The sequence below is a fragment of the Streptomyces pristinaespiralis genome (assembly GCF_001278075.1).
Classification (GTDB): domain Bacteria; phylum Actinomycetota; class Actinomycetes; order Streptomycetales; family Streptomycetaceae; genus Streptomyces; species Streptomyces pristinaespiralis.
In genome coordinates, this window is the sequence record NZ_CP011340.1 from 2,007,454 (window position 1) to 2,020,909 (window position 13,456).

General features: G+C 70.8%; 12 protein-coding genes. 8 read left to right on the forward strand and 4 right to left on the reverse strand.

All coding sequences use genetic code 11. The features are described from left to right. Positions 1-84: 84 nt before the first annotated feature. From SPRI_RS08430 to SPRI_RS08440, 3 genes are all read right to left on the reverse strand, one after another. A complete protein-coding gene (locus SPRI_RS08430) occupies positions 85-1,896 on the reverse strand; it encodes a vWA domain-containing protein (protein ID WP_005310387.1) in 1,812 nt (603 codons plus the stop codon). Beyond that, positions 1,893-2,954, reverse strand: coding sequence for an ATP-binding protein (locus SPRI_RS08435; protein WP_005310389.1), 1,062 nt, complete (start codon positions 2,952-2,954; stop codon positions 1,893-1,895). The genes SPRI_RS08430 and SPRI_RS08435 overlap by 4 nt, the downstream gene beginning before the upstream one ends. A gap of 348 nt (positions 2,955-3,302) precedes the next feature. Further along, a complete protein-coding gene (locus SPRI_RS08440; protein WP_050791444.1) occupies positions 3,303-3,755 on the reverse strand; it encodes an ATP-binding protein in 453 nt (150 codons plus the stop codon). Positions 3,756-3,919: 164 nt separating this feature from the next. Here SPRI_RS08440 and SPRI_RS08445 point away from each other — a divergent pair, with 164 nt between their 5' ends. The 3 genes from SPRI_RS08445 to SPRI_RS08455 are packed head-to-tail and all read left to right on the forward strand — an operon-like array spanning position 3,920 to position 5,558. Then, the gene (locus SPRI_RS08445; RefSeq protein ID WP_005310393.1) at positions 3,920-4,765 is read left to right on the forward strand and encodes a helix-turn-helix domain-containing protein; all 846 of its coding nucleotides are present in this window, start codon (positions 3,920-3,922) and stop codon (positions 4,763-4,765) included. Next, positions 4,762-5,016 carry a DUF397 domain-containing protein gene (locus SPRI_RS08450; RefSeq protein ID WP_005310395.1) on the forward strand — a complete coding sequence of 85 codons (255 nt, stop codon included), beginning with the start codon at positions 4,762-4,764 and terminating at the stop codon, positions 5,014-5,016. The genes SPRI_RS08445 and SPRI_RS08450 overlap by 4 nt, the downstream gene beginning before the upstream one ends. Further along, positions 5,013-5,558, forward strand: a complete 546-nt coding sequence (locus SPRI_RS08455; protein ID WP_005310397.1) for a hypothetical protein — start codon at positions 5,013-5,015, stop codon at positions 5,556-5,558. Before SPRI_RS08450 ends, SPRI_RS08455 begins: the two co-directional genes overlap by 4 nt. A 104-nt stretch (positions 5,559-5,662) precedes the next feature. Here the strand turns inward: SPRI_RS08455 and SPRI_RS08460 are convergent, their stop codons facing one another. Next, positions 5,663-7,015, reverse strand: coding sequence for a lipase family protein (locus SPRI_RS08460; protein WP_005310399.1), 1,353 nt, complete (start codon positions 7,013-7,015; stop codon positions 5,663-5,665). Between the two features lie 205 nt (positions 7,016-7,220). Here SPRI_RS08460 and SPRI_RS08465 point away from each other — a divergent pair, with 205 nt between their 5' ends. From SPRI_RS08465 to SPRI_RS08485, 5 genes are all read left to right on the forward strand, one after another. After that, positions 7,221-8,342, forward strand: a complete 1,122-nt coding sequence (locus tag SPRI_RS08465; protein ID WP_037773470.1) for an NADAR family protein — start codon at positions 7,221-7,223, stop codon at positions 8,340-8,342. 119 nt (positions 8,343-8,461) lie between these two features. Further along, positions 8,462-9,688, forward strand: coding sequence for an SUKH-4 family immunity protein (locus SPRI_RS08470; RefSeq protein ID WP_005310404.1), 1,227 nt, complete (start codon positions 8,462-8,464; stop codon positions 9,686-9,688). 160 nt (positions 9,689-9,848) lie between these two features. Then, a complete protein-coding gene (locus tag SPRI_RS08475) occupies positions 9,849-10,421 on the forward strand; it encodes a dihydrofolate reductase family protein (protein WP_005310406.1) in 573 nt (190 codons plus the stop codon). Positions 10,422-10,684: 263 nt separating this feature from the next. Next, on the forward strand, positions 10,685-11,128 hold the full coding sequence (locus SPRI_RS08480) for a hypothetical protein (RefSeq protein ID WP_005310408.1): 444 nt from the start codon (positions 10,685-10,687) through the stop codon (positions 11,126-11,128). A gap of 44 nt (positions 11,129-11,172) precedes the next feature. Then, positions 11,173-13,455 carry a hypothetical protein gene (locus SPRI_RS08485; protein ID WP_050791445.1) on the forward strand — a complete coding sequence of 761 codons (2,283 nt, stop codon included), beginning with the start codon at positions 11,173-11,175 and terminating at the stop codon, positions 13,453-13,455. The last annotated feature ends 1 nt before the right edge of the window (position 13,456 follow it).

A 13,456-nucleotide genomic window follows, 5' to 3' on the forward strand; every position in this document is an offset into this window, starting at 1 on the left:
CACCCCCCGGCCGCCGGCGGCCTACTCGCACGCACCCACTGCCCCGCCGCCCCCGCCAACGGCCCCCTTACGCCGCCGGAGTCCTCACGTCAGGCGGAAGACCGGACCCCTGGGGGTGAACGGCAAGGACGCACCCTGCGGGATCAGGAAGGCGTGTTCTCGGCGGATGCGGAGGGTGTCGCGCCAGCCGTCGGTGATGACCAGCGCCGGCGCGTTCGCCGGGAAGTCACCGGCCCGGTGGAGCAGGTCGATGCCCGGCTGGAGCACCGTCCCGCCGCGTCCCCGGACCCGTACCCGGCCGGCGATCTCCACCGGCGGCACGTAGCCGGCGTCGTACGCCGCCGCGTCGCAGAAGACGACGCGGGCGGCCGGCACGTCGCGGGCCTCCGCGTACGAGGCGATGGCGCCGAGCGCCTTGCCCAGCAGCGCGCTGTTCATCGAGCCGGACGTGTCGAGCACGACGCCGAAGGTGCAGCGCGGGACCTCCTCCTGCGGGAAGTACCGTCCGGCGCGCGGGATGTCGGGGGTGGACGCCTGCCGCCGCGCCGGGCGGGCGTAGGAGCGCACCGGCTCGGGCCGGGGGACGTACTCGTCGAACCAGCGGGCGAGCCGCGCGTCCCACGGCACCGGCGGATGGGCCAGCGCGCGGATCTCCTGGACCAGCCCGGCGGGCAGCAGACCGCGTTCCCCGTACTGGTGCAGGTCGAAGCCCTGGACCAGACCGCGCCGGTAGAAGTCGTCCAGGTCGGCGTAGGGGCGGGAGGCCGCGTGGGGCAGCGGGTCGCCGAGGATGTCGCCCATGCCCTTGCCCCGCAGGGTCGCGAGCCTGCGGCGGCGGCGCAGATCGGTGGCGATGCGGTCGTAGACCTCCTCCACCGACAGGTCCTTCAGCTCCGGGTCGTGCAGCAGCCCTTCCGGCATCTCGCCGACGCGCATCTCCACCAGCCAGCCGTTGACGACGAAGTCGGCGGCGACGTTGAAGAGCAACGGGTCGCGCATGCCCCGGCGTTCGCCGTGGCGCAGGGCGGCGTGCAGCATCTCGTGGGCGAGGATGAACTGCCACTGCTCGTCGGTGAAGGTCCGCAGCGGATTGACGTAGATCTCGCCCGCGGTGGAGCTCACGGCGGCGACGGAGATGTCCTGTGCGCGGGCGAGTTCGGCGTCAGCGACGACGGTGAGGCCGGCCGCGATCCCGCCCAGCAGCGGGTACGAGGAGACGAACCAGTTCAGCGCCCGGTCCCAGGGCCGCTGCGGCAGACGTTCACCGGTGACGCGGTCGCGCCGGCCGCCCGCCACGTCCATGGCGGCCGACACGCTGCGGGTGAGCGCGCGGGCGAAGGCGGTCTCCCAGTCGGGCACCGCGGACGAGCCCCATGCCCGCCAGGTGGTCAGGACCTGGTCGGGGTGCTCACCGGCGGTGCCGCAGTGCCGGTAGGCGGCGGGGATGCCGTCGCGGCGCCAGCGTGCCGCGAGCAGTTCCTCGTCGCCGCCCTGGTACGTCCCCGGGGCGTGGCCGGGCGGGCTGCCCACCGGGAACGTGAGCAGGAAGCGGTTGACGACCGTGCAGCGGGCGGCGAGGTCGAACCGGTCGGGCTGCTCGCGCAGCCTCTCGTCGGCCGCCGGCACATGGCCGAAGCCGAGGTGCAGCAGGCAGTGCGCGAGCGTCCACGCCCACTCCTCGGGGCTCGCCCGCTTGGTGGGGTGGACGTGGACGACGCCGTTCGAGTCGACGGCCGCCAGCCCGCCGGCCGGGGTGGCGGCACACTTGCCCTGCCGGCAGAAGTCGGCCTCGACCGCGGCGAAGGCCGGATTGCGCTTGACCATGGCGAGCCCCGCCGCGAAGGCCTCGGCGGCGGGATCGGGCTTGTCGCCCTTCTTCCGGGCGGCCGTCTTCATCGCCGGGCCTCGACCAGTCGCGGCATGTCGCGTGCGGCCTCGACGAGGAACCAGGCGGGCAGCACCGGCTGCCCGTCGACGTCGTCGGCGATGACGGTCTGGGCGACCTCGACGGAGATCTCCGCGAGCTGCACCAGCAGCGACTTGGAGCGGTAGACGGTCTGCCGCAGCGAGGGCGACACGTGCTCCTTCTGCCGGGGAAGCTCCTTCACCAGCCGCCCGCGGAACGCCTCGGCCAGGTAGTAGAGCAGGTCCCGGTCCTCGAGCCGCGAGGGCCAGGATGCGTCGCCCTTGAGGATCGCCTCGATGCCGAAGGTGTGGCGCACGATCTTCGCGTAGCCGCAGAAGGAGACGGCGTGCGCGGGCGTGAGCGTGCCGTGGACGACGACCTTGAGAGTGTTCTCGTCGATGGCCGGCCCGAAGGAGTGCAGCGCGTCGGACAGCATGTGCCACGAGCGGGGCGTGGAGAACGGCTCCTCCGTCTTCGGCGGTTGCGACCAGAGGTGGTCGGGCCGGTCGGTGAGGTAGTCCGTCACCCACGGGTGGATGCCGTGCTCGCCGGCCCACACCAGCCAGTCCTCCGCCGACGCCTGAAGATGGACGTGGGTGAGCCGGTTGACCAGCGCGGACGCGATGGGACGGGCGAGGGCGTTGTCGGTGGCGCGGTTCCCCGCGCCGATGACGATCGAGCCCGCGGGCAGCTCGTAGGAGCCGATCCGCCGGTCGAGGATCAGCGAGTAGAACGCCTTCTGCACATCGGGGCTCGCGGCGTTGAGCTCGTCGAGGAACAGGCAGTACGGCTCGTCCCGCGCGATGGCCTCCGGCGGGCAGAACACGGACCGTCCGTCACGGATCTGCGGCACCCCGATCAGGTCCTCCGGGGCGAGCTGCGTGCCGAGCAGACTCACGCACTCCAGCCCCAGCGAGTCGGCGAACCGCCGCACCAGCGACGACTTGCCGATTCCGGGCGCTCCCCAGAGGAACACGGGCCGCACGGTGGCGAGTCCGAGCAGCAGCTCGGGAATCTGGGCGGGAGTGACGGTGACGGCAGCCTGCACGCGGAGATGTTCCTTCGGGTTCGGGAGTTTCGGGTTCGTGTATTGCGGGTTCGGGAGCTGCGGGTTCGGGAGCTGCGGGTTTCGCGGGGATCGGGGGTTCGAGGAACCGGGGTTCAGGGATCCGGGGTGAGGAGAGCCCGGGTCCGGCAGATCCCGGGTCCGGCAGACCCCGGGTCCGGCAGACCCCGGCGCCCGCCCTGGAGACCCGAGGCCCGCCGGACCTTGGCCCCTGGAGACCAGGGACCCGGAGACCCGGGCCTCGACAATCGGGCCCCATACATTCGGGCCTCGCCCAGTGTGAGCGGCCCGGCATCTCGACGCAGCCGATTTTCCCGGGCGGCCCCCTCCTCATGGAGCCACGGCACCGCCCAGGTCCAGCTCCGCGCGCACGGTCTTCCCCACCGGCACGCGGTCCAGCACCACCCACCGGTCCGCCAGCGCTTCCACCAGCAGCAGCCCCCGCCCGCTCTCCGCGAGGGGTGCCGGGACGGCGGCGCGTGACGGTGGCCGGCGCTCGCCGCGCGTGTCCGAGACCTCGATGCGCAGCGTCGGCGGCGTACGGGTGAGGCGCAGCTCGAAGTCCCGGCCCGGCACGCGCCCGTGCGTCACCGCGTTCGCCGCGAGCTCGGCCACGAGGAGCGCGACGGTGTCGGAGACGTCGGTTCCGTGCCGGATGCCCCAGGCGTGGAGCTGGTGCAGGGCGAGGTGCCGGGCGAGCCGGGCGCCGAGCGGCGTGGAGCTGAAGCGCTGGGTGAACACACGTACGGTGCCCAGCTGTTGGGGCGTCACGGGTGGTTGCATACCGGCCACCGTGCCGGGCGGGCCGGGTATCGCCCCAGATCAGGGACCCGTACGCAGGGTCAGCGTACGAGTACGCAGGGTGGACAGTACGGGTAACCGAGCGTGACCATGGGCGAGTTGCCGCAGTTGTACAGGGCCGCCGGGACGCGCGGGAGGGGCCGCAGATGACGGAGACGGAGACAGCGGGCACGTCGGGGGGCGGGGAACCCGAGGTGTCGGAGAGCCTGAAGTCGTTCGGGGAGGTCGTCAAGGCCTTCCGTAAACGGGCTCGGCTGACGCAGGAGGAGTTCGCGCCGCTGGTGCGGTACTCGCTGCCCACGGTGGCGTCGATCGAGCAGGGCCGCCGGTTCCCGCCGGTGGACTTCGTGGACCGTGCGGAGGAGGTGCTCGACGCGTTCGGGACGCTCAAGGGCGCGGCGCGGCATCTGTCACGGAAGCCGGGGCTGGCGAGCTGGTTCCGGCAGTGGGCGCAGCTGGAGGCGGAGGCGGTGAGCCTCTACACCTACGAATGCCGGTTGATCCCGGGCCTGTTGCAGACGGAGGCGTACGCGCAGCGGCTGTTCCGGGACCAGTTGCCGCCGCTCGGCGACGAGCAGATCGAGGCGCAGATGGCGGCGAGGAAGGAACGGCAGCGGTTGCTGACCGAGCGCCCCAACACCGCGTACAGCTTCATCGTCGAGGAGCATCTGCTGCGCAGGCAGCTGGACGGGGAGCGGACGACCCGGGAGCTGGTGGACCACCTGATCCGCCTCGCGGAACGCCGCAACATCGAGCTGCAGATCATGCCGGTGGTGCGGGACAGCCACGCGGGGCTGGACGGCCCCATGCGCTTGCTGGAGACCTCGGACAACCATTGGCTGGCCTACTGCGAGGGGCAGGAGAGCGGGCGGCTCATCCACGACCGGAAAGTGGTCAGCATGCTCCAGATGCGGTATGCCAGGATGCGATCGCAGGCTCTCACCCTTCCGGACTCCCTGGGCCTGCTACGGCAGATGCGAGGAGCGGCATGAGCGCCACCACCGAACTGGCCTGGTTCAAGAGCAGTTACAGCGGCGGCTCCGGCGACGACTGCGTCGAAGTCGCTTTGTCCTGGCACAAGTCCAGCTACAGCAGTGGCTCGGGCGACGACTGCGTCGAGGTCGCCGCCTGCCCCACCACCGTCCACGTCCGCGACTCCAAGGTCACCGACGGGCCCCGGCTCGCCCTCGCGTCCACCGCCTGGACGGACTTCGTCCGCCTCGCCACCGGCACCCCGGAGTGACGGGCACGCCCGCCGCGGACGGGTGGGAGCTGCTTCCGGCGGGCGTTCGCGACCAGGTCGACGGATACGTGCTCCAGGACGCCTACCTCCAGGCCGTCCGTGTCGCCTTCGAGGCCGGCCGCGCCCGTGGCCTCGGCCTCGCCGAGGCCCAGCTCGTCGTCAACGCCCGCTACATCCACCACGGGGACACCATCGCGCGCACTCCCGACGACCCGCTCGACGTGGAGTCCCTGGCAGCCCGTGCGGCCGGTGCTCCCGGTCGCGTCGTGGCCATCGAGGCGGTCTGGGACGGCGACACCGTCCACGACTGGTTCGTCGAGCTGCTGGCCGTCACCACCGAGCCCGACGCCGACCATCCGCTGGCCACCGTCTACCGGTCCACGGCCGAGCGGTACCTCGGCGACCGGAGCCCTGGCCCGCTCGACCCGTCGGCAGCCGCCGCCGACAGAGCCGGCAGAGCCCTGGCGGCCCACCTCTCGCTCCCCTTCCACTTCGCGAGCCCGGCCGTCCCGGACGACGAGGCTCCCCGGTGGCGCGGCTGATTCGCCGACGGAGCCGGTGAAGCCGGCAGAGCGCCACGGCGCGGCGGGCACGGCCGTGCGGCCCCGCGCTCGGCGGGGCCGCACGGTCGCCGGTGGCGGGCCGGTCAGTCGGCGACGGCCGGCCGCTCCGGCTCGAGCGAGTTGCCGGCCGGGATGCGGCCGCAACTGCTCGGGGCGGTCTCGCCGTCGAAGCGGTCGTCCAGCCAGTTCATCGCGCGCGGCGTCCAGTACAGCATGGCGCCGACGTGGCTGAGCAGGTTGTACTGCTCGTACGTGATCGCCTCGTTGCCCGTCGCGCAGTACTGGCGGGCCAGCGCCCGCACATCGCCGGCGACCATGACGCCGTCGCCCGTGCCGATGCCCGGCGGGTTGCCGAACGTCCCCTCCAGCCGGCCCGCGTTGCCCTGCCCGATGAACCCGGGGACGGTCGGGGTGGCGGCCTGGCCGAGGTTGACCTTGTTGACCGCCTCGGTGAAGGCGGGAATGGCGTTCGGGTTCTCGTACCCCGGCTTCACCAGCTCCTTCCAGGTCATCCCCGGATAGCGGCCCAGCGCGTCGGCGATCGACGCGTACTCGAGCTCGTCGAAGACCTCGCGGCCCTTCTCGCTCAGGTAGGGCTCGAGGTCGATGTCGTACGCGCGGGCGACGCCGATGACCGCCATCGGGATCACGCCGTTCCACGCGAGGGAGCCGTCGACATACTTCAGGTTGTGCGCCGGGGCGACGAGCACTCCTCCCTCGGCGAAGCCGACCAGCTGCTCGTTGACCTCGGGCGCATACACCGGGGCCAGGGCGACCGCCCAGTTGGTGGCGATGGCGCCGCCGGAGTAGCCGAACAGGCCGAACTCCGTTCCGCCGTGCAGGCGGGACCCCTCGGCGCGGATACTCGCCCGGATCGAGTCCAGCGTGTTCGTCCCGTACGCCGGACCTGCGGCGAACTCGGCGGTCTGGCCCTCGGTGTCCGGGATGACGAGGTCGTACCCCTTGAGCAGCATCGGCGCCATGACGACGGCCTCGACGTTGGCGATCATCCCGCCGAGGGAGACGTCACCGGCGATGGCCCGGGAGGGGCCGTGCTCCGGGTCGAGGGAGTCGTAGAACGACTGGTACGACACGGCCTTGCTGCCGTCGCCGACATGGCTGCGGACCACCGTGGTCACGTTGGCCGACGGCCGGCCCTGGGCGTCGGTCGAGCGGTAGAGCAGCTGGATCGCCTTCACCGGCGTGGGGATTCCGATGACGTGGTAGTCCAGCGTGCGCTTCTTCAGTACGTCACCCGGCTTGTACGAGGACAGCGGCTTGCTGCCGTCGTAGCGGTAGAACGGGTCGGACGTCACCGTGTTCGTCTGTGCGTACGCGGTGGCTGTGGTGGGCGCGGCGGTCGCGGCCGGCGCAGTGCCGACGGTGAGTGCAGCGACAACGGCGGTGGCCAGCAGGCCGGCGGCTCTCCGGTTCATGACTCCCCCGGTGCGTGAAATGGGTCACGTGTCCTTACTGCGGGGTAAGTTACCGGAAGTTAACTAGAGTGCCCATAGGCGCGACGACAGAGTTTCCGACCTCTCACCGGAGGATGATCCACGCGCGGCACTCGGCCTGCCGGAGCCACGACCGCCGGTCGACCCGGCAGGCTGCCTTGTCGTGCCCGCACGGCAGAATGACCGGATGATCGGCAACCGGACCACCCATCGCACGGCGGACGGCGTCCGCATACCCGGCACCTGGCGGCACGCCTTCATCCGCAACGGCGGCCAGTACTTCCTCACCGACCTGTTCATCTTCGCGGACGGGATCGTCGACTGCTGGGGCTTCGTCACGCTCGACGAGTTCGAGAAGAAGCTGCGCAGCGGCTGGGTGGCCACGTCGTTCCCGGAAGGGGCCGACGTGTCCGCGCACGGGCTGGCCTCGTGGAAGTTCGCCGAGCCGCACACCTGGCTGACGCCTGAGCTGCTGCTGGCCGAAGTGCGGGAAACGGTCGAGCAGTTGAACGGCCGGCCGGACTCGACGGCCCGCTGCCTGGCCGCCGTCGACGTCTTCCTCGCCGACCGGACCGAGGAGAACCGGGCCGCCGCCAGAGCCGCGTACCTGGCGATCCCCGAGACACGGCGCCACTACGCGCTCGGCGACATGGACAGCAAGGACTGGCCGCTCCAGGCGCTGGTGGCCGGGCCGGACGGTGAGCTCGAGGAGTGGTCCGACGAGCCGGTCTCCCAGGAGGACTACGACGAGGCGATCACCTACTTCGAGGAGCGGGCCCGGTCGATCGCCGAACGCTCCCCCCGCACGCCCGCGGACGGATCCGCCACCTCGTTCGCCCCGGCCGTCCACCTCTACGAGTCGTACGTGCGGCAGCCGACGGACGACCCGGGCACCGCGGCGCTGCGCAACGACTACCCGGCGCCGGTCGACATCGACGGTGTCACCTACCCGTCCGTGGCCCACGCCTACTGGGCCCTGTCGGTCACCGGCGAGGACACCCGCGCCGCCGTCCTGGCCACCGGCAACGCGAACATGGCACGGCGGATCGCCGCCGAGGCCGCACGCCGGCCCGGCTGGGAGCACGCCCGCACGGCCGTCATGACGAGCCTCCTGCGCGCCAAGTACACCCAGCACCCCGACCTGGCGGAGATCCTTCTCGCCACGGCGGACGCGACCGTGGTCTACGACGACTCCGACTCCGCCTTCTGGGGCAACGACACCGGCCAGGGCCGCAACTGGACGGGCCGCCTGCTGGAACTGGTCCGCTCCGAACTCCAGGCCCGCCGGGCCGGGATCCTGCCCGCCTAGCGGATCGCCGCCGGGCGGGCGTGCTGCGTCCGTGCTCGTTGTCAGTGGCGGGACCTACCGTGGAACTCGGAAGATCAGCTCGGAAGATCAGCACTGCTGAGCAGACACGGGGGACCATCATGTCGGCGAACACCGTCACCGTTCCGATGGACATGCTCCATCCGGCGATCACGCACGAGGCGACCCGGCGGTGGCTGACGACGGCCGGGCTCCCCGTAGAGGGGCCGATCCGCTTCAGGCCGGCGACCGGCGCGGGGATGCGGACCCTGCGCCAGTACGTGGCTGACGAGGGAGGTGACTCGGCGCAGCTCGACCGGCACATCGCCGAACTGCTTCTCATCGGCCACCTCTGCGGCGACGAAGGCTGCGACGGGGACGAGGTCGTCCTCGACGGCTCCACGGGACGGGTGTTCAGCATGTGGCTGTACACGAAGTCCCCGGAGGGCGCGAAGCTGTTCCCGCTCGCTCCGTCCCTCGACGCGCTGGTCCGATTCGTGTCGGCCGTCTGCGAATTCGCCTCCCTGCGAGGGGCGTTCGCGGCCCTCGCAGGTCGGACGGGTGCGGAGGCGGTGGCCGAAGCGTCGGCGCTGCTCATGTCGGTCTTCACCGACGAGGAGTGGGGCGAGAGCGGCTGGGGCAGCGCGGGCGACCCGGCCGGGTGGGAGTACGCGGTCCCGGCGTTCTGGCGGATGATCGCGGTGATTCGGCCGATGGCCCTGATCGCCGGGCCGGGGCAGGGCCTGCGCCTCGAACTGCCGAAGGGGCTGCTGGACGAGGAGTTCGGGGCGGACGGCATCGTGCGCGTCGCCCCGTCCGAGATACCGGCGGCCCTCACGCACGAGCCGACACGGCGGTTCCTGACGGATGTGGGCCTGCCGCGCGACGCCCAGATGTTCTGCATGGATCCGGAGGACCTTCTGGTTCCCCTTCCGGACGACCGTGAGCGCTCCAAGCAGAACCCGGCCCACCAACACCTGTGGAACGGCAGCGACACGCTGCCCCCCGACGCGGAACACCTGCTGGTCCTCGGCGGCCTGATGCACGACTTCACCGTCCTCCTCGACGGACGGACGGGCGAGGTCCACTACGCCGAGTACGACGCCGACCGAGTGGTCCCGGTCAACGCCGACGTCTCCACGCTGGCGTTCACGGTGTGGCTGCACAACCGTGAGCGGCAGATCGACGAGGAGCACGACTTCACCGACGACTTCTACTACCCGCTCGCCGTCACCATGACCGACACGCTCGCCGCCGTCGACCCCGTCGCCTGCCTCCCGGCCCGGGGCCCCGACGACTTCCGCTACTGGCCGGAGGTGTTCCACGACTGCGCGGGCGGGGTTCTCTGACGCCTGGCGAACGCACCGGCCGCCCGAGCAGACCCATGACAGCGCTCCGGCATACGGACCTCCCCCGATGGGTGAACCGGGCGGTCGGCGAGTGCCCGACCGGCGACGCCGCGGGATCCTCGTCAGTGGTGAAGGACACCGCCGACGGAGGAGACCCGCAATGGCGAAGATCGTGGTCAGCGAGAACGTCTCGCTCGACGGAGTCGTCCAGGACCCGACCGGTGAGGAAGGCTTCCGGCACGGTGGCTGGTTCGGCCGGCTCGGGGACAGGGATCGTGCGGAGTGGGCCGAGGTCGAGGCCGCCGAGGCCATGGGCACCGACGCCCTGCTGCTGGGCCGGCGGAGCTACGAGTGGTTCGCGGCCCGGTGGCCGTCCCGGAGCGGCGCGTGGGCGGACAGGTTGAACAGCCTGCCCAAGTACGTCGTGTCCTCGACGCTCGAGGACCCCGCCTGGAACAACACGACGGTCCTGGAGGGCGAGGTGGTGAGCGGCGTCTCGAAGCTGAAGCAGGAGCTGGACGGCGACATCGTCGTCTACGCCAGCTCCCGGCTCGTACGCACGCTGATGGACCACGACCTGGTCGACGAAGTCCGGCTGATGGTCCATCCGGTCGTGCTCGGAGCAGGCGATCGCCTCTTCGGCGGGACCGGCGACATGAAGCGCCTTCGCCTCCTCGGCACCCGCACGGTGGGCGACGGCCTCGCCCACCTCACCTACGAGGTCGTCCGGTGAGCGGGATCGGGCGGGCTCACCCGGGACGGACGAGGTAGCCGTCGACGGCTGAGCCGGTCCGGTGCAGGGTCGGGCGGGGGCGCCGACCTTGCCGGTGGCGATGTCGTTCCGCAGGGGCGGGCCGATTGTGCGATCTTCGTGAATGTCTCTGCCGCAGTGCCGCTCACCGACCCTTTGCAGTCGGCAATTGACTACCGTGTGCCCAGTACGGTCAAGCGGCGACAAAACAAGGCATTGAGAGACACGGCGGCGGGGGGCCCGACATGGCATGGGACGAGTGGGAGCAGGTCAAGGCGGCGTCCGCCGCGTCAGGTTCGGCCACACGGCTCAACCAACTGGCCGCGTCCGGCTCGGGTTCGGGCTCCGACCTGACCGTTCACGACAATGTGCTGGGGAAGCTGGGCGACATGGCCCGCTCCCTGCACGGGCAGCTGGCGACCGACGGCGACCACGCCCGCGTCGCCACGTTCGAGGCGTCCAACGACCTGTTCAACGGCGGTCTCGACATGGGTGCCGGTCTTCTCGAGGTGCACGACGCGTGGAACACCAAGCTCCGCACCCTCAGGGAAGCCTGCGGCCACATCTCCAACCACCTCGACCACTCACGCTCCACCCACGCGGCGGAGGAGAAGAAGATCGTGCTGGGGATGCAGGACGCCGACGGCAGGACGATGACCGTGTCGCGCATCTACGACCAGTTCACGTAGATCCGCGGCACACCACGAGGACAACGGGGAATCGGGAACACGACATGGTGACGTGCCAGGAACTGCAGGACCTGAATTTCGGCAAGCTGAACACCGCTGTCACGCAGTGGAAGCAGATGCTGGACAAGCTCGTCCTTCTCGCCGACGGGGGCGACGGCGGCGTCAACGCGGCCGACTTCGAGCGCAAGGCCGCGGCCGCGGACTGGAAGGGCGACAACGCCACCGTCACCAAGGAGTTCACCACCACGACGGCCCGTCAGTTCGACGACATGGTCACCGAGGCCCGCAGCATCCACAAGATCCTGCAAGAAGCGGCCACGAACCTGAAGAAGAACCAGGACGACCTGAAGGCCGCCATCGACAAGTGGGCCAAGCAGTGGATCCACATCGACGGCAAGGGCACCGCGATGTACTCCGGCCCGCCGCGCGAGGTCCCGGGCGGCCCCAAGGAGCAGCCGAGCCAGGAAGTCGTGGACAGCGCGGCGGCCGAGATCGCGAAGATCCTGGACGAGGCGAACGAGACCGACCGGATCGCCGCGCGGGCGCTGCGCAAGCACGCCGAGAGCAAGTACGACTTCGACGAGACGGGCTACAGCGGGCTGAAGGACGCCGACCGCCGGCAGGGCATCGAGGACGCCGACGCGATGGTCGAGCTCGCCGGCAAGGGCGACCAGCTGACCGACGCGGAGCTGAAGCGGTTCAACGAGATCGCCAAGTACCACCGCGACAACCCGGCCTTCGCCGAGCGGTTCGCGACCAGGCTGGGCGCCGACGGCACACTCGAGTTCTGGCGCAGCATCGCCGACCCGGGCCAAGGGCGCACGCCCGAACCGGGCAGCGACCGCGCGAAGATCCTCGCCAAGGTCCAGGACAACCTCGGCATCACGCTCGCCAACGCCAGCCGGTCCGATTCCCCTGAGATGCAGCAGTGGAAGGACCGGATGATCGAACTGGGCGACGACCACATCAAGTCCAGCAGCGGCATCCCCAGCGCCCCGTACGGCTTCAAGGTCCTCGGGCCCCTGATGACCGAAGGGAAGTGGGACACCGACTTCCTCAACAAGTACGGCACCCGGCTGCTCGAGTTCGAGCGCAAGTCGGACGACCCCGTGCTGGGAGGCCCCAGCCAGCTCTGGAACAGTCACTTCGACCCGGCGCAGCTGTCCTACCCGCCGGGTGCCACGAAGCCGGAGAGCGACCCGGTCGCCGACCTGATGGAAGCGCTCGGCCACAACCCCGAGGCGTCCCTGGAGTTCTTCGACGGATCGTCCGGCAAGGGCGACGACGCGATGAGCAACTGGGACTACCTGGTCGAGAAGGGCGGCGAGGGCGCACGCGAGTGGCCGACCGACGAGGACGGCAAGACGACCGGGTACAAGAACCTCGGTCACGCCCTGGAAGCGGGGACGCTCGGGTACGCGTACGACGACAAGACACCCTCGATCCCGCCCCTCGACAGCCCGGAGGCCATCGCCGCCCGCGAGGAGCGCACCCTGCTCATGGACCGGGTCGTGGACCACTACACGTCGGCCGACGTGATCGACAAGCAGGACGGCATCCGCGACAGCCTGGCCAACATGGCCGCCGGCCACATCGACAGCCTCAACTACTCCATGGCCGACTGGGGCGGCACTGGAGCAGCCTCGGGCAGGGACGGCCTGTACAACTCCGAGGAGCAGCGCCTGCGCGACTTCGGCGAGACGGGCAGCAAGAACTTCCTGCGGGCTCTGGCCTCCGACGAGGGCTCGTACGAGACGGTCGCCACCGCCCAGCAGGTCTACGGCACCAGTTCGATGGCCGTCCAGGGCAACCAGTCGGACGCGCTGGACGCCGGTGTGAACAGCGCCAGGATGCACGGTCTGCTGGACCAGGCCCGGGCCGAGGCGATCGGCAAGGAGTTCGCCGACGACAAGGACCAGCGCAACCTGGAGCTCGAGAAGCAGGGCGAGTGGCGCAAGTTCGCGGCCGAGGCCGCGGTCGGCGTGGGAGTCGGCGCGGCCACCGCGCTGATCGTCCCCACCGGCCCGCTGGCCATGGTCGCCGTCCCGCTGGCCATCGAGACGGTCGGCGGTGCCATCAACACGCAGGTCTCCACGGACACCATGCAGTGGCTGAAGGACCACGAGTTCGACAACTTCGACGATTCGGTCGCGGGCATCGACAAGGCGAAGTACGACGGAAGCAGAAACGCCATGACACCGCTCCTCAACTACGCCGAGGCGCAGGGTATGAGTGAGGACGACATCCGCAGGCTGGCCGAGCGTGCCGAGGGCCGGTACAACGACGGCGGCCGGCTCGGCGGCACCGAAGCCGCGCGGGGGTGGTGAG